This window comes from Halosimplex halobium, assembly GCF_051414055.1.
GTDB classification, from domain to species: Archaea; Halobacteriota; Halobacteria; order Halobacteriales; family Haloarculaceae; genus Halosimplex; species Halosimplex halobium.
The window spans coordinates 1-20,823 of the sequence record NZ_JBLKNX010000015.1 but is presented as its reverse complement, the minus strand read 5'-3'; the positions used below and the strand labels follow the sequence as shown (position 1 = coordinate 20,823).

The 20,823-nt window shown below is 72.4% G+C and carries 21 protein-coding genes, 1 tRNA gene and 1 pseudogene; 9 read left to right on the top strand and 14 right to left on the bottom strand.

Going from position 1 to position 20,823, the window contains the following annotated elements:
- Positions 1–7: 7 nt before the first annotated feature.
- Positions 8–1,561 (bottom strand): bifunctional phytoene desaturase/3,4-desaturase, encoded by a 1,554-nt coding sequence (gene crtID / locus ACMGFG_RS15925; protein ID WP_436931311.1) that lies wholly within the window; start codon positions 1,559–1,561, stop codon positions 8–10.
- A 134-nt stretch (positions 1,562–1,695) separates the two neighbouring features.
- On the opposite strand from crtID, the gene ACMGFG_RS15920 reads away from it, so the two are divergent.
- The 3 genes from ACMGFG_RS15920 to ACMGFG_RS15910 all read left to right on the top strand — a co-directional run bounded on the left by ACMGFG_RS15920 (position 1,696) and on the right by ACMGFG_RS15910 (position 4,326).
- Positions 1,696–2,382 (top strand): SDR family oxidoreductase, encoded by a 687-nt coding sequence (locus ACMGFG_RS15920; protein ID WP_436931310.1) that lies wholly within the window; start codon positions 1,696–1,698, stop codon positions 2,380–2,382.
- 131 nt (positions 2,383–2,513) lie between these two features.
- Positions 2,514–3,389, top strand: a complete 876-nt coding sequence (locus ACMGFG_RS15915; protein ID WP_436931309.1) for a ZIP family metal transporter — start codon at positions 2,514–2,516, stop codon at positions 3,387–3,389.
- 73 nt (positions 3,390–3,462) lie between these two features.
- Positions 3,463–4,326 carry a hypothetical protein gene (locus tag ACMGFG_RS15910; protein WP_436931308.1) on the top strand — a complete coding sequence of 288 codons (864 nt, stop codon included), beginning with the start codon at positions 3,463–3,465 and terminating at the stop codon, positions 4,324–4,326.
- A gap of 77 nt (positions 4,327–4,403) precedes the next feature.
- Here ACMGFG_RS15910 and ACMGFG_RS15905 read toward each other — a convergent pair whose 3' ends face one another.
- Both ACMGFG_RS15905 and ACMGFG_RS15900 read right to left on the bottom strand, forming a co-directional pair.
- Entirely contained in the window at positions 4,404–6,269 is a 1,866-nt protein-coding gene (locus ACMGFG_RS15905; RefSeq protein WP_436931307.1) for a receiver/sensor box histidine kinase, read from the bottom strand.
- Between the two features lie 107 nt (positions 6,270–6,376).
- Complete coding sequence (locus tag ACMGFG_RS15900; protein ID WP_436931306.1) at positions 6,377–6,832, bottom strand: SHOCT domain-containing protein; 456 nt, start codon at positions 6,830–6,832, stop codon at positions 6,377–6,379.
- A 133-nt stretch (positions 6,833–6,965) separates the two neighbouring features.
- Between ACMGFG_RS15900 and ACMGFG_RS15895 the strand changes: the two genes are divergently transcribed.
- A complete protein-coding gene (locus ACMGFG_RS15895; protein WP_436931305.1) occupies positions 6,966–7,226 on the top strand; it encodes a MarR family transcriptional regulator in 261 nt (86 codons plus the stop codon).
- Between the two features lie 48 nt (positions 7,227–7,274).
- On the opposite strand, the gene ACMGFG_RS15890 is transcribed toward ACMGFG_RS15895, so the two are convergent.
- The 7 genes from ACMGFG_RS15890 to ACMGFG_RS15860 form a co-directional block, all read right to left on the bottom strand.
- A complete protein-coding gene (locus ACMGFG_RS15890; protein WP_436931304.1) occupies positions 7,275–7,616 on the bottom strand; it encodes a hypothetical protein in 342 nt (113 codons plus the stop codon).
- Positions 7,613–7,837, bottom strand: coding sequence for a hypothetical protein (locus ACMGFG_RS15885; protein WP_436931303.1), 225 nt, complete (start codon positions 7,835–7,837; stop codon positions 7,613–7,615). The genes ACMGFG_RS15890 and ACMGFG_RS15885 overlap by 4 nt, the downstream gene beginning before the upstream one ends.
- A 106-nt stretch (positions 7,838–7,943) precedes the next feature.
- Positions 7,944–8,267, bottom strand: coding sequence for a transcription factor S (locus tag ACMGFG_RS15880; RefSeq protein ID WP_135365568.1), 324 nt, complete (start codon positions 8,265–8,267; stop codon positions 7,944–7,946).
- Between the two features lie 114 nt (positions 8,268–8,381).
- On the bottom strand, positions 8,382–9,149 hold the full coding sequence (locus ACMGFG_RS15875; protein WP_436931302.1) for a DUF8135 domain-containing protein: 768 nt from the start codon (positions 9,147–9,149) through the stop codon (positions 8,382–8,384).
- A 4-nt stretch (positions 9,150–9,153) separates the two neighbouring features.
- Entirely contained in the window at positions 9,154–10,071 is a 918-nt protein-coding gene (locus ACMGFG_RS15870; protein WP_436931301.1) for a hypothetical protein, read from the bottom strand.
- A gap of 123 nt (positions 10,072–10,194) precedes the next feature.
- Positions 10,195–11,037 (bottom strand): RAD55 family ATPase, encoded by an 843-nt coding sequence (locus ACMGFG_RS15865; RefSeq protein ID WP_436931300.1) that lies wholly within the window; start codon positions 11,035–11,037, stop codon positions 10,195–10,197.
- 84 nt (positions 11,038–11,121) lie between these two features.
- Positions 11,122–12,090, bottom strand: coding sequence for a beta-ribofuranosylaminobenzene 5'-phosphate synthase family protein (locus tag ACMGFG_RS15860; RefSeq protein ID WP_436931299.1), 969 nt, complete (start codon positions 12,088–12,090; stop codon positions 11,122–11,124).
- A 176-nt stretch (positions 12,091–12,266) separates the two neighbouring features.
- On the opposite strand from ACMGFG_RS15860, the gene ACMGFG_RS15855 reads away from it, so the two are divergent.
- Positions 12,267–13,355, top strand: a complete 1,089-nt coding sequence (locus tag ACMGFG_RS15855; protein ID WP_436931298.1) for a hypothetical protein — start codon at positions 12,267–12,269, stop codon at positions 13,353–13,355.
- 19 nt (positions 13,356–13,374) lie between these two features.
- Here the strand turns inward: ACMGFG_RS15855 and ACMGFG_RS15850 are convergent, their stop codons facing one another.
- A complete protein-coding gene (locus tag ACMGFG_RS15850) occupies positions 13,375–14,373 on the bottom strand; it encodes a glutathione S-transferase family protein (RefSeq protein ID WP_436931297.1) in 999 nt (332 codons plus the stop codon).
- An 844-nt stretch (positions 14,374–15,217) separates the two neighbouring features.
- Here ACMGFG_RS15850 and ACMGFG_RS15845 point away from each other — a divergent pair.
- Both ACMGFG_RS15845 and ACMGFG_RS15840 read left to right on the top strand, forming a co-directional pair.
- Positions 15,218–17,596 carry a hypothetical protein gene (locus ACMGFG_RS15845; protein ID WP_436931296.1) on the top strand — a complete coding sequence of 793 codons (2,379 nt, stop codon included), beginning with the start codon at positions 15,218–15,220 and terminating at the stop codon, positions 17,594–17,596.
- Between the two features lie 98 nt (positions 17,597–17,694).
- Complete coding sequence (locus ACMGFG_RS15840) at positions 17,695–18,225, top strand: 50S ribosomal protein L16 (protein ID WP_436931295.1); 531 nt, start codon at positions 17,695–17,697, stop codon at positions 18,223–18,225.
- A gap of 87 nt (positions 18,226–18,312) precedes the next feature.
- On the opposite strand, the gene ACMGFG_RS15835 is transcribed toward ACMGFG_RS15840, so the two are convergent.
- Entirely contained in the window at positions 18,313–18,744 is a 432-nt protein-coding gene (locus ACMGFG_RS15835; protein WP_436931294.1) for a universal stress protein, read from the bottom strand.
- A gap of 210 nt (positions 18,745–18,954) precedes the next feature.
- Here ACMGFG_RS15835 and ACMGFG_RS15830 point away from each other — a divergent pair, with 210 nt between their 5' ends.
- Positions 18,955–19,818: an ATP-grasp domain-containing protein gene (locus ACMGFG_RS15830; protein WP_436931293.1), complete on the top strand. Its 864-nt coding sequence runs from the start codon at positions 18,955–18,957 to the stop codon at positions 19,816–19,818.
- A 6-nt stretch (positions 19,819–19,824) separates the two neighbouring features.
- Here the strand turns inward: ACMGFG_RS15830 and ACMGFG_RS15825 are convergent, their stop codons facing one another.
- Positions 19,825–20,331, bottom strand: a complete 507-nt coding sequence (locus tag ACMGFG_RS15825; RefSeq protein ID WP_436931292.1) for a macro domain-containing protein — start codon at positions 20,329–20,331, stop codon at positions 19,825–19,827.
- Positions 20,332–20,432: 101 nt separating this feature from the next.
- Between ACMGFG_RS15825 and ACMGFG_RS15820 the strand changes: the two genes are divergently transcribed.
- Positions 20,433–20,507, top strand: a tRNA-Ile gene (locus ACMGFG_RS15820).
- A gap of 205 nt (positions 20,508–20,712) precedes the next feature.
- Here ACMGFG_RS15820 and ACMGFG_RS15815 read toward each other — a convergent pair.
- Positions 20,713–20,823 (bottom strand): annotated as a pseudogene (locus ACMGFG_RS15815) (IS6 family transposase); the annotation flags it as partial.

Sequence of the window (20,823 nt, the reverse complement as noted above, 5' to 3'; positions counted from 1 at the left end):
GAGGGGCTTAGTTGGCGTCGTCGACCAGCGCCTGCGCGGTGTGCTGGCCGCTGATCAGACACATCGGCACGCCGATACCGGGGGTCGTGAACGACCCCGTGAAGTACAGGCCGTCGACGGCCGTCGAGCGGTTCGGCGGCCGCAGCAGGGCGGTCTGGCGGAGCGTGTGGGCCAGCCCCAGCGCCGTCCCCCGGGTCGCGTTGTAACGGTCGACGAACTCGGAGACGCAGAACTCCTCCTCGAAGACGATCCGGTCCCGGAGGTCGGTGTCGGCGTGCTCGGCAACGTCGTCGAGGATCTGCTCGCGGAACCGCTCGCGCTGAGCGGGTGTGTCGTCCAGCCCCGGCGCGATGGGCACGAGGACGAACAGGTTGCTGTGGCCCTCGGGTGCGACGGTGTCGTCGGTCTTCGAGGGCACGCAGAGGTAGTAGGCGGGCTCGTCCGGCCACGCGGGGTCGTCGAAGATCTTCTCGAAGTGTGGGTCCCAGTCGTCCGGGAGGACGAGCGTGTGGTGGGCCAGTTCCGGCACGTCGCCCTCGACGCCGAGATAGAGGAGGTACGCCGAGGGGGCGTAGGTCCGGTCGTCCCAGTAGTCGGCGTCGTACTGGCGCTCGTGCTCGGGGAGCAGTTCCTGCTCGGCGTGGGCGTAGTCGGCGTTGACGACCACGCGGTCCGGCCGCCGTTCGGCCCCCGCCTCGTCGACCACGAGGAAGCCCCGCTTGCGGCGGGTGATCTCCTCGACCTCGACGCCCGTCTCGAAGTCGACGCCGAGTTCACGGCAGAGGTCGACGAACGCGTCGACCACGACGCCGATGCCGCCGGGGTGGTTCCCGTCCTCGTCGGCCTCCGTGGCGACGGGGTAGTACACGCCCATGTTGAAGTCGACGTGGCTCATCATGTTGTACAGCGCGGGCGTGTTGCGCGGCGAGCCGCCCAGGAACACCAGCGTGTACTGCATGATCTGCTGGAGCTTGGAGTTCTCGAAGTAGTTGTCCACGTGGCCCTGCATCGAGCGCATGAGCTTGACCCCGATGGGGGCCGCGCGCATCACGTCGAGGTCGACCCAGTCACGGAGCGAGGACCGATCCTCGTAGACGAACTTCTCCATCGCCGTCTCGTAGTGCCGTTCGCTGGTCGCGAGGTACTCGTCGAACGCCTCGCCCGCCCCGGGTTCGATGGACTCGAACAGCTCCCGATTTTTCGCCCGGTCGGCGGCGATGTCGACCCGCTCGCCGTCGCCCGCTGCCGGCCCTTCGTTCTTGAAGAAGATCCGGTAGTGCGGGTCGAGCCGTTCGAGGTCGTAGTAGTCGCCGGGGGTCTTCCCGAAATGGCCGAAGAAGCGCTCGAACACGTCGGGCATGAGGTACCACGAAGGACCCATGTCGAAGCGGAAGCCGTCGGCCTCGAGGCGGCTGGCCCGGCCGCCGAGCTGGTCGTTTTTCTCCACGAGCGTCACGTCCGCGCCGGCGTCCGCGAGGTACGCCGCCGCCGAGAGGCCGCCGACGCCGCCGCCGACGACCGTCACCGACTCGCCGTCCGCGCGTCCCGAGAGCCCTGCCATTACCCGTCTATCGGCGCCCGCCACTGAAAAAGGAGGTGCCCAACCGGTTGCGGTCGCCGGGTGTCGGGCCCAGGGAGGGCGGCCGCTCCCGGTTCGTCGGGACGCTCATGACGGACCGGTCCCAACGCCGCTGTATGGACGACGCCACGGTCGTCGTGACAGGAGGAACGCGCGGGATCGGGGCAGCGACGGTCGAGGCGTTCGCCGACGCCGGTGCCCACGTCGTCACCTGCGCCCGCGACGCCGACGCGCTCGCGGACCTCGCCGAGCGGGTCCGCGAGTCCGGCGGAGCGGTCACGACCCAGCGAGCGGACGTGCGCGACGAGTTCGACGTCGAGCGGCTGCTGGAGACCGCCGCGCGCGAGGGCGGGGCCGTCGACGCCGTCGTCGCCAACGCCGGCGTCTACCACGGCGAGGCCGGCGAGACGCCGGTCGACCGCGAATCGTACGGGGCGTTCGACGACACGATGCGGACCAACGCCCGCGGCGTCTTCGCTACCTTCCGCGAGGCCCGCCCGCACCTCGCCGACGGGGCGCGCCTGCTCGCGCTCTCGGGCGGGGTCGCCCGCGAGGCCCGCGAGGGGTTCGGCGCCTACGCCGTCTCGAAGGCCGCCGCCGAGGCCGTCGTCCGCCAGTTCGCCGCCGACACCGACTGGCCGGCCGCTGTCGTCGACCCCGGCGCCGTCGCCACGGATCTGACCGGCGGCCGGGGGACCGATCCCGAGCGCGCCGCCGACCTGGTCCTGTGGGCGGCCCGCGCCGCCGACCCCGACCGGCTCGACGGCGGCGTCCTCGACCGCCGCGCCATGCGCGAGGGCTGAGCGACCCGCTCCCCCCGGCCCCTTCCGCTCGACCACCGGTTCCGGGCCCCTACCGCCCCGACCGACGGCCCCCGACCGCCGCAACCTCCGAGCGACAGTCTTATTAACAACAGTGACCGTGTTGCTAAACGATGGGTATTAACGAAACGATGGATGTTAATAACGGCGCCGGGCGGCTCTCGCTGGTGGGGGGCGCGGGTGTCGCGGTTCTGGTCGGGCTGTCGGTCGTGGCGGTCCTGGCCGAGACCTGGAAAGTGCTGGTCGTCGGGTGGGTCGCGTTCGCGGCGATGGCGGCGGGGACGTATCTCGGCGCGCGGGCGACCGAGACCGACCCCCAGCGGCTCGTGTGGGGCTACGGACTCGCCAGCGGCGCGATGGTGACCAGCGCGGCGATGTTCCTGGTCCCCCAGGCCATCGGCATCGGCGGCTCGGCGGGCGCCCCCCAGATCGGCGGGATCGGCATCGCCGCGGGGATCGTCGTCGGCTACAGCGGCCACGTCGTCGGCCACCGGCTCTCGCACTACGACTGGCCGATGGACGTGACGACCGCCCAGATCACCGCCCACGCGCTCTCGGCCGGGCTGATCATCGGCCTCGTCTACGGCTCGATGCCGACGCTCGGCCTGCTGCTCGGGCTCGCCATCGTCTCGCACAAGGGACCGGCGGGCTACGCCGCCGCCCGCCGGATGCAGCGGGCGGGCAAACCCGTCTCGGCGCTCCTGCTGCCGGCCGCCGGCGTCGGCATCACCGCCATCCCGACGGCCGCGCTCCCCGTCCCCGAGGTCCCGGTCCTCAACGCCGTCGTCTTCGGCTTCGCCGCGGGCATCTTCCTCCACGTCGCGATGGACTTTCTCCCCCACTGCGACGCCGGCTCGGAGATCGACCAGGTGTGTTCGCTCAGCGAGGAGTCCCACGAACTGCTGGACCGGCTACGATTCCACGCGGTGGGGAGCACGGTCGTCGGCGCGGCGGCCGTCGTGGTCGCCTGGGTCGCGGTCACGCCGTAACCGCGACCGTCCGGCGCGTCCGCGACCGGGTGCCGCCGCCAGACCTTTGCCGTCGCCGTCGGAATCGTGCCATATGGCCTCCCCGCCGGTGTATCGGCCGAAGGACCCGGACTACGGCCGCCGGGTCGGCTGGGGGCTCGTGCTCGTCACCCTCGGACTGGTCGTGCCGCTTCTCTACGCGCGGGCCGCCGGCCTGTCCGTTCTCTGGGCGCCGTCGATCTACTGCGCGGCCGCGGACTGCCCCACGCTCGTTCAGTGGGGCGCGTACCTCCTCTCGATCCCCCTTTCGCTCGGCGTGACCCTGCTCTGGTGGTCCGGCAGGGCCCGCTCGCGCGCGCTCGTCGGCGCGCACCTCTGCGCGATGGGTGCGCTCGCGGGATGGGCGTTCGTCGTCCCGGTCACCCTCTGGGCCTGGCCCCCGCTGGTCGCCGGCGGCTTCCTCGTCGCGACCGGGACCGGCGGGCTGTTCGAACGAGGGTCCCGCGACCGCGAGGGCCTGCCGAGTCGCCTGGCGACGTTCGGCGGCGTCTCGGTGTTCGTGGGGTTCGCGGCCGCGACGGTGCTCGGGTACTGGCCGCTGGTCACGCTCGTCCCGTTCGCGATCGCGCTCGGCGCGTACCTGCTGGTCGTCCGCGCGCCGCTGGGCTGGCTGCGCGCCCACGCCGTCTGGTTCCTCGCCGCGGCCCTGCTCGCGGTCCCGCCGTGGACCTACGTCCGCCCGGAGCTCATCGGCGTGACCGACGTGGTCCCGCCGCCGGACGGCCTCCCGCCGCGGCCGCCCGACGGGAGCCCGGTCTCCCTGGCCGACGAGGTGATCACCGCGTTCGTCCTCGCGGGCGTCGCGGCGATGGCCCTGGCCGCCGGCGCGGAACTGGTCTGGCGGCTCGCCGACGGGGGCTCCGGGGAGTCCACCGCCGCGGCCGACGCCACGGAGTGATCCGGCGCGGCCGCTCTCCGGTCGGTGTCGCCCACTCGCCCGCGGATCCCCGTCGCGTTCCGCGTCGAACCGGCCGCTCAGACGGTCTCGACGCCGGTGAACTCGAATCGCGCGCCGCCGCCCTCGCTCTCGTGGACCGCCACGTCCCAGCCGTGTGACTCGGCGATGCCCGCGACGATGTTCAGCCCCAGGCCGGTGCCGTCGTCGGTGCTCGTGTAGCCGGCCTCGAAGACGCGCTCGCGCTCGTCCTCGGGGATCCCGGGGCCGTCGTCGGCGACGTAGAACCCGTCCTCGCAGTCGCCGACCGTGACGGTCACGTCGCCGCCGCCGTGCTCGACCGCATTCCTGACGCAGTTTTCGAGCAACTGCTGCAGGCGACCGGGGTCGGCCCGGACCGTCGACGCGGCGTCGACGACCAGCGTCGCATCGCCGGTCCCGACGTGTTCCCAGCACTCCCGCGCCGCGGCGGCGAGGGCGACGGGCTCGGGGTCGGTCGCCCCCTCACCCTCCCGGGCGAGCGCCAGCAGGTCCTCGATCAGGGTCTCCATCCGGTCGTGGGCCCGCTCGATGGCCGCGACGTGTTCGTCGTCGGTCTCGTCGGCGACCAGTTCGAGCCGCCCCTTCGCGACGGTGAGCGGGTTGCGCAGGTCGTGGCTGACGATGCCGGCCAGCCGTTCGAGCCGCTCGTTCTGTCGTTCGAGCGCCTCGCGCTCGGCCCGGAGCTCCCGCTCCGAGCGGATGCCGTCCAGCGCCGTCGTCGCGTGGACCGCGAGTGTCCCGGCCAGCGTGACGTCCACCTGGTCGAACGCGTCGGGCTCGGCCGAGCCGGCCAGGAGGACGCCGTGGTCGCCCAGCGGGAGGATCAGCTCGCTCCGGATCGGCGTGTCCTCGGCGAACCGCCCGGGGGCCGTCGACACGTCGTCGTACACCCGCCGTTCGCCCGACTCGAAGACCTCCCACGCGAGCCCCTCGCCGCGCGGGATCGCGGGGATCTCGCCCAGCAGGTCCTCGCCCTCGTCGGTCCAGGCGACCGGGACCAGCGCCTCGGCGTCCGCGTCGTAGCGGTGGACAGCGCTGTTGGACAGGCCGACCACGTCCCGGACAGCCCTGACGAGTGTCTCCGCCACCCCCTCGAATGTCGTCGCTTCCATGAGCCCGCGGACGGTGGTGTGGATCCCCTCGATGGCGTCCTCGTGGCCCCCGCGGTCGGTCTTGTCGAAGACGCTGCAGACGAGCCGCTCCCCCTCGGTCTTGGTGAGCGTGTGGTCCTCGACGAACGTGGTGCCGTCGGCCCGGAGCCCGGTCGTCTCGCCGCGCCAGAACCCCGTCCCCTCGACGGCGGGCATCACGTCCGCCCTGACCGTCTCCAGGGCCCCGTCGGGGTAGGTGATCTGAAACGACTCGCCGACCATCTCCTCGGGTTCGTAGCCGTAGAGGTCCGCGTACTCCTCGTTGACGTAGCTGTAGGTGCCGTCCGCCTCGATGATCGCGATGCCCTCCCGGGCGGCGTCGATCGCCGCCAGGCGCCGCCGCCGCTCGCGCTCGGCGCGGGCGGACTCGACGGCCGCCTCGACCCGGTCGGCCAGTTTCGCCGGGCGGTCGGCGTCGGAGCCCTTCGGGAGGTAGTCGGTGACGCCCGCGGCGATGGCCTCGCTCGCGACCGCCTCGCTCCCCTCGTCGGTGAACAGGACGAACGGGAGGTCGGAGTGGTCGTCCCTGACGGCGTCGAGGAGCGCGAGGCCGTCGCGCCCCGGCAGGTCGTACTCGGCGACGACGCAGTCGACATTGCCGTCGGCGAGGCGCTCCAGGGCCGCCTCGGCGTCGGTCACCCTCTCGACGGCGAGTCGCTCGTTCGCCGCCGCGACCGCGTCGCCGAACTCGGCGTACTCGGGGTCGTCGTCGACGTGGAGCACCCGGACCGGGTCCGGAGACGACCGACTCATCAGTGGTCCAACGCACAGGCCGTTCATAACGGTTTGGGGCACAGTATCGGCGGGGAAACGAGCGCGCGGCGTACGGCGGTGGTCGGCTCCGGTTCGGCCGGACCAGCTCACTCCCGCTCGCGCTCGGGTTCCGTGTCGGCCGACAGGTCGACGCCCGCGCCGGCGGAGTCAGTGAGGTCGGCGCCCTCGGGCACCTCGACGCCCTCCGTCTCCAGCAGGCGTTCGAGCCGGCGCTCGAACTCCACGTCGTCGATCTCGCCGGCGGCGTAGCGCTCGCGGAGCCGCTGGAGGGCGTCGTCCGCCTCCTCGCGTTCGCCGCGAGCCCCGCCGGCCGTCCGGTCGCGGTCCCCCCGCTCGCCGAGGTACTCGCGCAGGTCGACGTGGTCCGAGAGGATCCCCAGCACCGGCACGAGGAAGAACCACCCGACGATGGCGACGACGGCGGGCGCGTTCCCGCCGATAAAGATGGCCGCCAGCGCCGCCAGCGGAAGCGTCGCGACCGCGACGATCCCGACCAGCGCCTCCATCGGGTCGTCGGTCGCGTCGTCCGTCCCGTCGCTCATGGCCGACGCTACCGGGCCGGGGGCCATAATTCTCGGGGACGACCGCGCCCGGTTGGCCGCCGCCTCGGACGCCCCCGAGTGCGCATCCCATCGGCGCCGACAGCGCTATACTCGCAGCCGGCGTAGAGGCCCTATGCCCATCAGTATCGACCAGTTCGAGGAGACGCCCGAGCAGCGGCTCCGCCCGCCCGCGGCCGGCTCGGAGAACGCCGACCGCGTGCTCGCCTTCCTCACCGAGCGCCGCGCGGCGGCGTTCACGCCCGCCGAGATCTGCGAGGGTACCGGCGTCCCCCGCGGGAGCGTCGGGGTCTCCCTCGCGCGCCTCGAAGACCGGGGGCTCGTCCGCCACCGCGGCGCCTACTGGACCGTCAGTCCGGAGGCGACCGCGCGATAGGCCGAGGAGCACGAGATCCACCCACGGGACCGGCGTCGTTCGTCCCCGTCAGCCGAGCGCGCGGACCACGGCCGCGAGGACGCCAGTCGGGTTCAGTGTCGCGTCCGTACCCGTGACGAACCGACCGAGCGGGTCGCCCGCAGCCCCCGCGCCCAGCGACGCCACGTGCGCACGTCGCACCTGAAGCTCGACCGTCAGCCCCGCGTCCGCGAGGCGGCTGTCGGGCGCGACACCGGGCGGGAGCGTATCCCGGAGGTCCCCGAGCGCCCGCAGCGCGGAGAGCGACGGCGCGTTCAGGACGAGCCGGTCGTCCTCACTCCAGACGCGGTAGGTCCGGCCCCCGTTCTCGACGACCAGCTCCGCGTCGACCGCCAGCGTCCGCCCGGTCACTCCTCTTCGGTCGTGATCCGCAGGGTCCCGTCGACGCGCCAGTGGGCGTGTTCGGCGTCCTCGCCCGCCTTGCTCGGCACGTCGACCTCCATGTCCTCGAACTCGTAGGTGATCGCTGCCCCTCGGCCGGTCAGCCGCTCGTAGAGGCCGATCGCCAGTTCCGGCCACGTCGTCGTCTCGTCGACCGTCGCATCCGTGGCTGTGGTATCGTCGGAGCTCATCCCACCTCGGCTTTGGACTGGTCTGACATATACCCTCGTACGGACCACGCGGCGACCACCGGCGCCTGTCGGCCCGTCGGCAGCGACCCCGCCGCGCCCACGCAGATCAGTTGTACTCCCGCCAGCGGTGGCCACACTCCGTGCATTTGAAGAATCGCGTCGGCGGTTCGTCGGCGGAGCCGGTCTGTTTGATCGTGTACCAGGCGACGCCGTTGCCGCAGTCCTCGCAGGTGACGCTCTTGTCTTTCGGCTTCCCCTCGAAGTTGGCCCCCTCCTCGGTCTCGACGACCTCGTCGCCGGACTGCTCGGCCGTGCTGACGAACTGCTCGGCCAGCTCGTCGTCGCGGCCCGCGGTGGCGCCGCAGCTCTTGCAGACCATCTCGCCGCCCTCGGAGTGCATCATCGATCCGCAGTCGTCGCAGAACTGCATGGTACCACGCCCGTTGGCCGCCCGGCCGTAAGTATACCCCGCTCTCGCGGTCGTCCCCAGTCGTCCGATCCCCCGGGTCGTCCGTCCCGCCGGCCGTGAACCGCCCGCTCCCGCTCAGGCGTCCTCTTCGAGTTCGCGCCGCTCCTCGACGACCGGGCAGTTGCTCACCCGGACGTCGTCGACGCCGACGAACTCCAGGATGTCCGTGCCCTCGTGGGTGCAGGTCACGTCCGGCGGCGGCGAGAAGTGCTCGCAGCCCTCGCAGTAGCTGTGTTTCGACACCGTGACCACGTCGTCCTCGTCGCCGTCCGGCGGGTCGACCTCGCCGTCCCCGCCGGCCGCCGCGTCCGCGTCGGGGTCGGCGGTGAGCCGGTCCCACACCTCGTCGGGGTCGATCCCCTCGACGCCCGACCGCTCGAAGGCGCTCGACGCCGACTCGAAGGGGTCGCCCTCGGAGACCTCTACGTCCGCGAGCGGGTCATCGCCCCGCTCGCCGAACGGGTCGCCGCCCCCGCTGTCGCCGTCGAACGAGTCGCCTCCAGCCCCGCTGTCGAGCGGGTCGCCGGCGACTCCGCTGTCGGTCCGCTCGCTCCCGCCGTCCCGGTCGTCCACGTACTCGAACGGGTCCGGGTCGACGCCGGCGGCCGGCTCCCGGCCCGCGGACTCCTCGTCGCCCCCGGAGTCGTCGCCCCCGGTCCCGCCGCTCCGGTCGCCGTCCGGAGCCTCGCCCAGCGAGTCGAAGGGGTCGCCCTCGCGGTCGCGGTAGTCGTCGAACGAGTCGAACGGGTCGCGGCGGTCGCCCGACGCCCCGCCGTGCTCGTCGGCGTCCTCCCCGGACTTCCCGGAGTCGTCGGCGTCGTCGGTGTTCCGGTCGTCGGTCACGGTATCAGCTCCCGTCGGCGGCGTCGGGGACGTTCGAGCGGTCCTCGTCGCCGGCCTCCAGCTTGCGCGCGACGGTCAGCTTCGGCTTGCCGAACAGCCCGCCCGGCAGCGCCACGTCGCTGACGGTCGCGTCGCAGTGGGGGCACTTCGGCTCGTGCAGCAGCGCGATGTCGACGGCCTGCGAGCAGTTCTCGCAGACCGCGCGGTCCACGTCGAGCTCCGCCGCCGTGGCCTTGAGCCGGTCGATGGCGCTGGTGCCGCTCGACCGGGCCTGTTCGGCCTCCCGGAGGTCGCTGACCACCCAGGCGACCGTCCGCAACCGCTCCTCGACCTCGTCGAGGCGGTCGGTCGCCCGCTCGATCTCGCTCACGCGGTCGTCGAGGGCGTCGACCCGCTCCTCGGCCGCGGCGGCGTCGTCGGCCGCCTCGTCGACCCGCGATTCGAGGGCGGCGAGCGACGACTCCAGGTCGTCGACGGCCGTCGAGAACTCGTCGAACTCCGGGTGTGTGTGGTCGGTCTCGGCCTTGCCGTCGGCCTCGCGTTTGACCTGGACGACACGCTCGCGCACGTCCTGAATCTTGTCGGTGAACTCCGACTCGACGCGGTCGATCTCCGCCGACAGCCCCTCCTCGACGGCGTCGACGTCCCCGCCGGCGTCGACGCGCTCGGCGACGGCCTCGGCGATGTCCGGGAGGCGGTCGGCGACCGCGTCCCGCACTTCGTCTTCCACGTCGCGGCCGCCGAGGGCGGCGGCCACGTCCGCGTCGTCGAACTCCTCGGCGGCGCGGTAAGCGGCGAGTAACTGGACGACGACGGCCTCGCGGTCGACCCCCAGGTCGGCGGCCTTGCGGTCCAGCCAGGCCTCTACGTCCGGGGGGAGCGACACGGACACACCGGCGTCGTCCGACGACTCGCTCGCCATTAGTTCCCCTTGACGCGAGTAGGCAGTTAAGGGTTTGCCACCGGTTCTCGAAAATCGAACTCGGAGTACTCGTCGAGAACACCGCTCTGAGCGACGATCGGGCGGACTCGGGTTCGCTTCCCGTTATCGGATCTTGCGCACGTCGCTGATGTCGAAGCCGCCGTCGCCGATCTCGGTCTCGAACTGGACGATGTTTTCGTCGTCGATCCGCGAGAGCACGCCGCGGAACTGCTTGACGACGAGCGTCCGCGCGCGGGTGGAGCCGCCGCTGGCCCACTCGAACTCCAGGGTGCCGTCGACGCTGTCGACGAGCTGGCCGTACTCCGTGTCCGAGACCGTCTCCCGGCCGACGTGGACGAGGATGACCCCGTTCCACTCGTTGGCGCCCTTCTGGAGCCCCTTGATGAGAAAGACGACGTCCGACCAGTTGACGTTCTCGTCGCGGCCGGCCGTGCTGATGAGGTCCGACAGCGAGTCGATGACCACGAGGTTCCCCGGCGCGTGCTCGACGAGCAGGCGCCCGAGCTCGCCGAGGATGTCGTCGCGCTCCTGGCGCGCCCGGAGGTCCTTGATGTCGGCGGTCTCCTCGGCGTACCAGTCCCGCGGGACGGGGCTCTGGTGGAAGTACTGCTCGGAGAGGTCGTGGTACCGGACCGCCTCCATGCCGGCGTCGACGATGTCGTCGTCCATGGTCATCCCGACTTCGTCGGCGAAGCGCCGTTCGTCGGCGGTGAACGAGACGAAGTGGATCTCCGCCGGCGTGGCGGCGCCGGCCGCCACGTCGCCGTAGTAGAGGTCGTGTAACTCCCCGTCGGCCTCCGCGAGGGCGTTCATCAGCGTGCTCGTGTGCAGGAACTCCCGCGACCCCGCGCCGCCCTCGCCCGCGACGAGGACGACGCTGCCCGTCGGCGCCCCGCCGCCGAGGGTCGTGTCGAGCTGGCGGACCCCGAAGGGTATCCGGTCCATGCGACCACCATCCGCCGCCGGCCGTTTACCTGTTGCCCCGCGATTCTCGCTCGCTGAAACGGGCTCGACCGGCTGCGGCGGTCCTCAGGCGTCCCCGACCGTCGCGCCCTCGTTGCGCGGGCGAGCGACGACGACGCGGCCGCCCTCGCCCACGTCCGAGAGTGCTGTCCGGGCCGCGTCGGCCACGTCGGGCGCGTAGTCGGCGTCGGTCAGCGCGTAGACGGTGGGGCCCCAGGAGGACTGGCCGGCGCCGGCGACCGCCGGGTGGTCCGAGAGGGCGTCGATGATCGCCCCCGCGGGCGGGCGGTAGACGCCGCCCTGCTCGTCGGCGTACCACGCGCCGTTGAGCCGGCCGAGCCGTGCGACCGCGTCGCCAAAGGCCGCCCGGTCGCCCGTCGCAGCCGCCGGGAGCAACTGCTGGGTGACCACGACCGCGATGTCCTCGGCGATGCCCGGGTCGGCGCGCTCGACGACCGAGCGCATGCTCTCGTCCTCCTCGTCGCCGCTGCGGCCCGGTCCCGCGTCGGGGATCGCGAGGACGAACCGCCAGTCGCCGGGCAGGTCGTGGCGGGCGACGACCGGCGGGACCGCCCACTCGCCCTCCGCGGGCGGCGCGGTGGTGAACCGCTCGGTCGGGTGGCCGCCGTCGACGACGAACCCGCCCGACTCGAAGGTCGCGACGCCGATGCCGCTGCGCCCACCGCGGCCCAGTGCCGGCGCGCACTCGCGGGGGTCGACGTCGATGTCGTAGGCGCTGGCGACGGCGACGAGCGCGGCGAGCGCGAGCTGCGTCCCGCTGCCGAGCCCGGCGTGGCGGGGGAGCCGCTCGTCGACGCGGACGGTCGCGCCGGGCGCGTCGAGGTGGTCGACGACCCGCTCGACGTAGGGCCGCGCCGCGTCGTCGTCGCAGTCGACCCCGTCGGCGCGCTCGGCGCGCAGGTCGAGCCGCGGCTCGGCGAGCGCGAGGCCGACGCCGCCGTAGAGGCGCTCGTGTGCCAGCGAGAGATTCTGGAAGCCGACGTGGAGGCGCCCGCCGACCGTGACCCGGGTCATGCCGTCACCGAGGTCCCCCCGGCCCTACGGCCTTTCGACAGCGGCCGGCGTCGCCGGAGTCCGTGACGGCACCGCTCGACCGCCCGCCCGGTCGCACCCGCGAATCGGCCGCGCCCGGGCCGTCCGGGCCGATAAGCCGTCATTTACAATCGGTGTCGGGCGGCGTAGCCCCTGGCATGAGTGAGCAACGACCGCCCGGCGACGGCCGGGAGGAGTCCGCTCGCGACCGGGAGGGGGAGCCGAACGCGTCGACGGTGGGCGACGGCGGTCCGTCAGTCCCGGAGGCCAGCGGCGGGAACGGCGTGGAACCGACCGACCGCCGGTTCCCGTCCGGGAGCGCGAGGGGGAACCACGACGACCCGACGGGCGACGGGACCGACGGAGGGAGCCCGGGTCCGCTGGCGGCGGTCCTCGCGGACGCGACGACCGTCGAAGCGTGGACCGCCCCGTCGCCGCCCGGGCGCGGGACCGCCTCGCTCCGCCGTCAGCTCCGCCCCGACGAGTCGCTGCAGGCCGTCGACGGCGCCCGGCTGCTCGACGGCCGCGGCGACCGGGCGACGGTCGGCCTCACCGGCGACCGCCTGGTCGCCGCGACCGACGACGGCCTCGTCAGCGTCGGCCTCGACCGCCTCGCAGGGGTCCGCAGCTCCGTCGACGCGACCGTCGGCGTCCGCGGCCGCGACGCCCGGCTGCTCGGCGCCCTCGGCTACTGCGCGTCGGTCGTCGCCTTCCTCGGCGTCCTCGGGACGGCCGCCGTCCCGCTGACGCCGGCGCTCGCGCTGGCCGCCGTCGGGGGCGCGCTCGCCGCCGACCACGTCCGCCGCGAGGGGGTCGCACTCGACGGTCGGACGCTCACCGACCGGCTCCGGCGCTTCGGCCCGCTCGCGACCCTCGCCGACGCACTCGCCGGCCTCGAGCGGCGCGTCCGCGGTCGCGCCGGCGCCGACCCGCTCGGTCGCTGGGGGGCCGGGGCGCTCGCGGTCGGCCCGTTCGCGGCGCTGGTCGCGCTCGAGGGGACGGTGCTCCCGCCGCTGTTCGCGCTGGCGACGGTCGGCGGGTTCGCCCTGGTCGTCCACGCCGTCCGCAACGGCGACGACTTCGAGGGGATGGAGGTGGTCCGGCGGCGCCGCCGGACGGTCACCGCGCGGTTCGACGACGGCTCGACGCTCGCCGTCCGCACGCACCCCGACTCGCCGCTGGACCGGGAACTCGCGGCCCGCGTCGGCGACCTCTCGGAGCGTCCGGTCCCCGGTGACGACGACTGACCGGGCTCGAACCGCCCCGTCAGGCCAGCGGCAGCAGCTCCGCGGGCGGGCTGCCCGGCAGTTCGTCGCGGTCGTGTTCGGCGTCGAACGCCAGGTCCGGCCCGCGGGCGATCAGCCGCTTGGGGTTGACATCCGGGTGGGTCGTGTAGTAGTGCTCCTTGATGTGGTCCATGTTCACCGTCTCGGCGACCCCCGGCGTCTGGTAGAGGTCGCGCAGGTACGGCCAGAGGTTGTCGTACTCGTGGATCGCCTTCACGTTGCACTTGAAGTGGGTGTGGTAGACGTTGTCGAACCGGACCAGCGTCGTGAACATGCAGATGTCAGCCTCGGTCAGGCGGTCGCCGGCGAGGTAGCGCTGGTCGGCCAGCACCTCGTCCCAGTGGTCCAGTGCGTCGAACAGGTCGTCGACGGCCCGGTCGTAGGCCTCCTGGGAGCTCGCGAAGCCAGCCCGGTAGACGCCGTTGTTGATCGGCTCGTAGATGTCGTCGACGATCCGGTCGACCTCCTCCTGATACCCCTCGGGGTACAGGTCCACGTCGCGCTCGGCCACCTCGTCGAACTCCGTGTCGAGCATCCGCAGGACCTCCTCGGACTCGTTGTTGACGATGGTCTCCTCCTGTTTGTCCCACAGCACCGGCACCGTCACCCGGCAGGTCGCGTCGGCGTCGGCCTTCTGATAGACCTCCCGCAGGTAGTCGCTGCCGTTGACGGTGTCGGGCGTGCACCCCTCCTTCTCGGGCGTGAACTGCCAGCCGTCGTCGTCGCGGTAGGGGTCGACCACGTCGACCGAGATGGCGTCTTCGAGCCCCTTCAGCGACCGGATCAGCAGGGTCCGGTGGGCCCACGGACAGGCGTAGGAGACGTAGAGGTGGTACCGGCCGGCCTCCGGCTGGAACCGGGCGTCCGGGTCGTCCTCGACGCGGTCCCTGAAACTCGTCTCCTCGCGCTCGAACTCCCCGTCGTCGTTCGTGTAGCCCTCGACATCCGTCCGCCACTCGCCGTCGACGAGTTTGTTCATGGCTGGTCGTCCGTTGGGCCGCGACACCCAAAAGGGCACCAGTGACACACGAGTAACCGGACGCGCGTCCACCCTGCGATACCCCCGACCCGGACGCTCGACGACCGAACGACCGAATGCGGTCGGCGCGCGCTGGAGCGCGCTCTCGTGCGCGCGACCGTAGCCGCGCGAGGGATGAGCGGAGGAACGGAGTGACGGAGCGAATCGGCTGGGGAGGCTCGTGGCCCGTTGCGGTGCCATGCGGGGCGGTCGCGGTGCTGTTCCTGGCGGACTGAAAGGGCGAGGCGCGCCGCGTTCACTTCAGTCGTCTGAGCGGGCCCTATCCGCGCGGGCGGTGCGGAGAGCGCGGATATCCCGCTTGGTTCGAGAGAGCGAAGCTCTCTCGTCACTGAGCGAATCGAAGATTCGCGAGGTCTGCGAGAGCTGTGCTCTCGCCCGATCCCGAAAATCTCCGATTTTCGGAGACAGCGACCGCGAGCGGGCCGAGGGCTTTCAGCGCTTGCTGTCGAGTGCGGTCGAGACGACTGCTAGCGAGCGGGCCGAGGGCTTTCAGCGCTTGCTGTCGAGTACGGTCGAGACGACTGCTAGCGAGCGGGCCGAGGGCTTTCAGCGCTTGCTGTCGAGTGCGGTCGAGTCAACTCAGAGCGAGCCCGGCGAGGGCGTTCAGCGCTTGTTGTCTCCTGTGCGGTCGGGACAGCCGCTGGCGGGAGAGTCGATACCACCGGTGACTGTTCGTCGGGGAACAGCGGTGATGGCACACAGAAATCGGACACACGCCGAACCGACGCAAGCGTTTAGTATCACCCATTCGACGGTTACGCCAGTCACGCGCGGTGGGGGCGACATGGAACACGTCATCGAAGTCGAGAACGGGGACGCACAGGTGCTCACGGAGACGGGGAGCGGCGGGCTCATCGGTCGGGGGCTGTTGCACGACCGGCCGCTCGCCGAGTACGTCGAGCCGAGCGAGACGCCGCGGTTCGTCGTCCGGAACAAGAAACGGGGGTTCACGGTCGAACGGACCGAGGAGGAGGCGAACGACGCCGGCGACGCGGAACGGAGGGTCGCGAACGCCGGGACGGAACAGGGTGTCGCGAACGGCGACGACGCCGTCGACACCGGGCAGGTCGCGCCGGACGGCGACCACAGCGCTGCGGCGCTGGTGACCGACACGCGGGTGCTGTTCGCCGCCGGCCGCGCCGGGGGCGACCGGACGCGCTCGGTCCCGCTGGCGGACGTGGTCGACGCCCGGACGGAGGCGGGGCTACTCAACGAGGCGCTCGTCGTCGACCTCGTCTCGGGCGCGCAGTACCGGTTCCCGTCGCGGGGGGACCTGACCGAGGTCCGGGAGTTCGTCGACGCCGCCGCGGGGATCTGGTCGCGCGCCGAGCGCCACCTCGAGAGCGCCGCGGAGACGCTCGACCGGATCGAGCGGGCCTTCGAGGCCGGCGACGTGGACGTGGTGCTGGCGGCGGTCGGGGACGTGCGGGAGACGCTGGACGACGCCCGCGAGGCCGCGGCGCCGCTGGACGGCGCCGCCGCGTCGATCGCCGACCGGGCCGAAGACTGCCGGGCGCGGCTGGCGGCCGTCGAGCGCCGCGCCTACGCCGAGCAGGCCGAGCAGGCCCGCGAGCGGGGCCACACCCGCTGGGACGACCACGCCTACGAGGCGGCCGCGGACCACTTCGAGCGGGCGGCCGACAGCTACGCGGCGGCGCTGTCGGTCGACGCCGACCGGCCGGGCGACGAGCTGATCGAGCGCCGGCGGGCGAACCTGGCCACCGAGCGCGAGCGGCTGGCCGCCGCGCCGCTCGAACGCGCCGAGCAGGCCGTCGAGGTGGCCCGGGGGGCCGACGACCTCGAGACCGCCGAGGCGTGGTGGGAGCGGGCGCTGGAGCGGTACGAACAGGTCCGGTCGCTCGACTGGGGGCGCGACGAGCCGCGCTTCGAGGGCGACCGCGAGGCGGTCCGCGAGCGGCTGGCGACGGTCGCCCGACAGCTGGTCGAGGTACGCTGCGAGCGGGCCCGCGGGGCGCTCGACGCGGCCGAGGAGGCCCCGCCCGGGGCGGCCGCGGCGGCCTGCGAGCGCGCCGAAACGGCGCTCGACGCCGCCCGGTCGGTCGCCCGCGAACGGGTCCCCGACGCGCTCGACGCCGTCGAGGCGCTCGACGAACGGCTCGCCGACTGCCGCCCCGACCCCGACGACGACCACGAGGTCTCCGACGCCGGGACGGTCGTCGTCTCGCCCGGCGAGGACGGCCGCGACGCGGACGCCGACGGCGCCGACGGCGCAGGGCCCGCAGCGGACGCCGACGAGGACGGTACCGCGAGCGGAGGCACCGACGCGGCGACCGCCGAGGCCGACGACGCGTCCGCGGCGATGGGCGACGGCTGGATGCTCGCCGACGACGGCGGGGACGACGAGTGGCTGTCCGCCGAGCGGACCGGGACCGCGGGCGACGCCGCCGGGACGACCGACACCGACACGACGGGGGGCGATGCCGACGCCGCCGATACCGACGCGACCAGCCAGCCGCTTGACGCCGACGCCGGCGCGGACACGACCGACGCGGAGAGGGTCGCCGATGCGGTCGCCGACACCGCCGACGCCGAGGTCGTCGCCGACGCAGCCGAGTCGGCCGATACCGTCCTCGGGAACGGGGCGGAGAAAGCGGACGGCGCGGCCGAACCGCGGGACACGAGCGGGTGCACCACGAGGGGCGGATCCGACGGCGACCCCGGGTCCGGTGCGTCGAACGGGTGGACGCCGGCGGCGCTGGCGGCGCTCGGCGCCGAGGCGTTCGGGGAAACCGTGGCCGACTGCCTCCGCGCAGCCGGGTGGAGCGCCGACGCTATCGACGACGGCGCGGTCGACAACGCGGCCGATGACGGCGCGGTCGACGGCGACGATGCAGCGGCTGGTCCCGATCTCCGCGCGACGCCGCCGGGACCGGTCGGCGTGTGCGTGGGCGTACTCACCGTCCCCGCGGACGACGCGTCGACCCTCGACGGGGACGCCGTCGACCGGTTGGCCGCCGCCGTCGAGCGCGACGAGCGGCTGGACGCGGCGGTCCTCGTCGCGGGCGCAGCGCCCCCGCCCGCAGTCCGCGAGCGCGCGGCCGAGACCGGTGTAGACGTGGTCGAACCGGACGCGCTGGTCGAGGAACTCGGCGGCTCCGAGGTCCCGGCCCCCGACGACGAGGCGGACGCGGACCGCGAGTGAGGGACCGCGAACGCGGCGAGCGGCTGTCATCAGTTCGCAGGGGGCCGGGCGGGTTCGAAGGCTTTATCCACGCGCTCGGACTCGTTTACGGCAAGACTATGTCGGACAAACCTGCCTCGATGTACCGGGACATCGACAAGCCCGCGTACACCCGACGGGAGTACATCACAGGTATTCCCGGCTCGAAGATCGCACAGCACCAGATGGGCGACAAGAACGCCGACCCCGAGGACTACCCGGTCCAGATCAGCCTCGTGGTCGAGGAGTCGGTCCAGCTGCGCCACGGCTCCATGGAGGCCTCGCGGCTCTCGGCCAACCGCCACCTGATCAAGGAGCTCGGCGAGGGCAACTACAAGATGGTCCTCCGGAAGTTCCCCCACCAGGTCATCCGCGAGAACAAACAGGCGACCGGCGCCGGCGCCGACCGTGTCTCCGACGGCATGCGCCAGTCGTTCGGCAAGATCGTCGGCACCGCCGCGCGCATCCAGTCCGGCGAGCGCCTCTTCACGGCCTACTGCGACGTCGACCAGGCCGACGCCGTCAAGGAGGCGTTCCGCCGCGCGTACAACAAGATCACCCCGCCCTGCCGCATCAAGGTCGAGCGCGGCGAGGAACTGCTGATCGCCTGAGGCGACCTTCCTCTCGGTCTCTCCCGTCGGTGACCGGCAGGTCTCCCCGGCCGCGACGGCCCCGCAGCCGGCGTCACCGGTGCCCCGTCACTCCCCGTCGCCGAGCCGGACCGTCAACACCGGCACGTCGGCCGCGCGCACGACCTTCTCGGTGACGCTCCCCAGCAGGTACCGGTCCAGTCCGCGCCGCCCGTGGGTCCCCATCACGACCGCGTCGACGCCCGATCCCTCGGCCGCCGCCAGGATCTCCTTGTACGGTTCGCCCTCGCGCACCTCGCCGGTCGCCTCGACGCCCCGGTCGGCGAAGGTCTCGACCGTCTCCGCGACGACCTCCTCGCTCGCGGCCCGCAGCGACTCGACCGTCGTCCCCTCGGCCGCGGCGCTGCCGAGATACGTCGTGTCGACGACGTACAGCACGCGAACGGTCGCGTCCATCGCGTCCGCCAGCGTCAGCGCGTGCTCCAGCGCGGCGTCCGCTCCCTCGCTCCCGTCCGTCGGGTAGAGTATCTCGTCGTACACACGCGACCCTTCCGACCCCGGAACCATCCCGGTTTCCGGCATTCCCAGCGCACAGGGATCGAACAAACGCTTATGGTGAATTATTTTCAACAATGTCCGATAATCCACCCGATTATCGACTATTCGTCCTGTCGTTCGGGCCCTCGCGGCGGGGCTCGTTCGCGGGGCGGCGGTCGGCGGGTTTTTGTCGAAACCCGCCAACCGACAGGTATGCGCAGGCTGGCGGTCGCCACCAACGCCGAAACGTACGAGCGGATGCAGGGGCCGCTCGCCGACCGCGACATCGCGGTCGAACACGTCCGCACCCGCGAGCGGACGGTCCACCTGACCGACCCCCCCTGGGCGGAGTTCGACGCCGGGTTCGTCTTCCCGCCCCGGCTGATGGAGGGCGGCGTCGCCGACGCCGCCCTCGCCGTCCCCTGGGTCAACGACCGCGAGGCGGTCCTCCGCTCGCGAAACAAAGCGGGGGTCGTCGCCCGTCTCGCCGCCGCCGACGTGCCGGTCCCCGAGACGGTGATGGTCTCGAACCCCGCGGACGAGTCCGATATCGTCGAGGCCGTCGAACCCCTCGACTCGCCGGTCGTCGTCAAGCCCAACTCCACGACCCGCGGCGTCGGCGTCGCGAAGGCCGGCGACCTGGACTCGCTACTGGGCGTCGTCGACTACCTCGATCTGGTCCACGACTTTCGAGCGACCGGCGACAAGTCCTTCCTCGTCCAGGAGTTCCTCCACGACGCGACCGACTACCGGGTGATGGTGCTGGACGGCGAGTACGTCGGCGCCGTCGAGCGCCGACTCCCCGACGACGCCCTCGCCGCCGGCCAGTGGAAGCACAACGTCCACCGCGGCGCCGAGGCCAGCCGCGTCGACCTCGACCCCGAACTCCGCGAGCTGGCCGAGCGGACCGCCGACGCGCTGGACATCCCCTTCCTCGGCGTCGACCTGCTCGTGACCGACGACCGCGCGGTCGTCAACGAGACCAACGCCCGCCCGACCATCGACGACGCCGACAAGTACGCCGACGGCTTCTGGGACGACCTCGCCGACCTGATTCGGCGGACAGCCGACGCCTGAGACGGTCTAGTTCCGGACTTCCTCGGCGACCCGCTCCAGTTCGGCGAACTCCTCGTCGGCGTAGGCGATGACCCGTACGTCAGAGAGCGTGTCGGGGTCGTACTCGGCCACGGCCTCGGAGACGATCCGCGCGCCCTCGGTGAACTCGAAGCCGGCGGCGCCGGTCCCGAGCACGGGGACGACGACCGACTCGCAGCCGAGTTCGTCGGCGGCGGCGAGCGCGTTGCGCGTCGCGTCGCGGATCGACTCCTCGGTCGCCCGGCCGTCGCCGTAGTGTGGCATCGCGGCGGCGTGGATCACGTGGTCGGCGTCGAGTTCGTAGGCGCCGGTGACCGCGGCGGCGCCGAGGTCGACCGGCCCCTTGTTCATCGCCTCCTCGTTGATCGGCCCGCCCGCGGCCCGCCGGAGCGCACCCGCGACGCCGCTGCCCATCCGCAGGCTCGTCCCCGCGGCGTTGACCAGTGCGTCGGCCGACTGGGCGGCGATGTCGCCCTGGACGGTGTCGAACTCCATACCCGAGGCTCCGGGCGCGAGCGGCTAAAAGGCGTTCCCGGCCCGTGGGGCGTACGAACCCGGTAGGCTAAAGGGCGGGCGTCCGGAACCGCTAGACGCGAGGGCCCGTATCTCAGTCTGGTTAGAGAGAGCGGCTCATAACCGCTTCGTCCCTGGTTCAAATCCGGGCGGGCCCACTCCAGAATAAAGGAAAGCGGCCATCTCTGCCGGTTTTTCGACAACCGAGGTGGTCGGCGCGAGCGGCGTGCCACTCCGGCCGCTGAGTGGTTACTTGTACGACTCCTCGGGCGCCTCCGCGGCGGCCTCGGTCAACCGTGTCCGGATCTCGCGCTCGGAGCCGGCGAGCGATAGCGTATCCTCGCCTTCGTCGTAGGGCAGTGTTCAGATAAGCCGATTCCATGCGAACGCGAAAGAGCTAAGCCAGTCGTCGGCGGTTGCCGGATCGACGTGACTGAAACAGTTTGAGAACGAATTGGTTCGGCGTTTTACCTC

What these genes read in the sequence shown, in the direction of transcription:
- crtID (WP_436931311.1), bottom strand. Translation starts at nt 1,561, where the DNA reads ATGGCAGGGCTCTCGGGACGCGCGGACGGCGAGTCGGTGACGGTCGTC.
- ACMGFG_RS15920 (WP_436931310.1), top strand. Translation starts at nt 1,696, where the DNA reads ATGGACGACGCCACGGTCGTCGTGACAGGAGGAACGCGCGGGATCGGG.
- ACMGFG_RS15915 (WP_436931309.1), top strand. Translation starts at nt 2,514, where the DNA reads ATGGGTATTAACGAAACGATGGATGTTAATAACGGCGCCGGGCGGCTC.
- ACMGFG_RS15910 (WP_436931308.1), top strand. Translation starts at nt 3,463, where the DNA reads ATGGCCTCCCCGCCGGTGTATCGGCCGAAGGACCCGGACTACGGCCGC.
- ACMGFG_RS15905 (WP_436931307.1), bottom strand. Translation starts at nt 6,269, where the DNA reads ATGAGTCGGTCGTCTCCGGACCCGGTCCGGGTGCTCCACGTCGACGAC.
- ACMGFG_RS15900 (WP_436931306.1), bottom strand. Translation starts at nt 6,832, where the DNA reads ATGAGCGACGGGACGGACGACGCGACCGACGACCCGATGGAGGCGCTG.
- ACMGFG_RS15895 (WP_436931305.1), top strand. Translation starts at nt 6,966, where the DNA reads ATGCCCATCAGTATCGACCAGTTCGAGGAGACGCCCGAGCAGCGGCTC.
- ACMGFG_RS15885 (WP_436931303.1), bottom strand. Translation starts at nt 7,837, where the DNA reads ATGAGCTCCGACGATACCACAGCCACGGATGCGACGGTCGACGAGACG.
- ACMGFG_RS15880 (WP_135365568.1), bottom strand. Translation starts at nt 8,267, where the DNA reads ATGCAGTTCTGCGACGACTGCGGATCGATGATGCACTCCGAGGGCGGC.
- ACMGFG_RS15870 (WP_436931301.1), bottom strand. Translation starts at nt 10,071, where the DNA reads ATGGCGAGCGAGTCGTCGGACGACGCCGGTGTGTCCGTGTCGCTCCCC.
- ACMGFG_RS15865 (WP_436931300.1), bottom strand. Translation starts at nt 11,037, where the DNA reads ATGGACCGGATACCCTTCGGGGTCCGCCAGCTCGACACGACCCTCGGC.
- ACMGFG_RS15860 (WP_436931299.1), bottom strand. Translation starts at nt 12,090, where the DNA reads ATGACCCGGGTCACGGTCGGCGGGCGCCTCCACGTCGGCTTCCAGAAT.
- ACMGFG_RS15855 (WP_436931298.1), top strand. Translation starts at nt 12,267, where the DNA reads ATGAGTGAGCAACGACCGCCCGGCGACGGCCGGGAGGAGTCCGCTCGC.
- ACMGFG_RS15850 (WP_436931297.1), bottom strand. Translation starts at nt 14,373, where the DNA reads ATGAACAAACTCGTCGACGGCGAGTGGCGGACGGATGTCGAGGGCTAC.
- ACMGFG_RS15845 (WP_436931296.1), top strand. Translation starts at nt 15,218, where the DNA reads ATGGAACACGTCATCGAAGTCGAGAACGGGGACGCACAGGTGCTCACG.
- ACMGFG_RS15840 (WP_436931295.1), top strand. Translation starts at nt 17,695, where the DNA reads ATGTCGGACAAACCTGCCTCGATGTACCGGGACATCGACAAGCCCGCG.
- ACMGFG_RS15830 (WP_436931293.1), top strand. Translation starts at nt 18,955, where the DNA reads ATGCGCAGGCTGGCGGTCGCCACCAACGCCGAAACGTACGAGCGGATG.
- ACMGFG_RS15825 (WP_436931292.1), bottom strand. Translation starts at nt 20,331, where the DNA reads ATGGAGTTCGACACCGTCCAGGGCGACATCGCCGCCCAGTCGGCCGAC.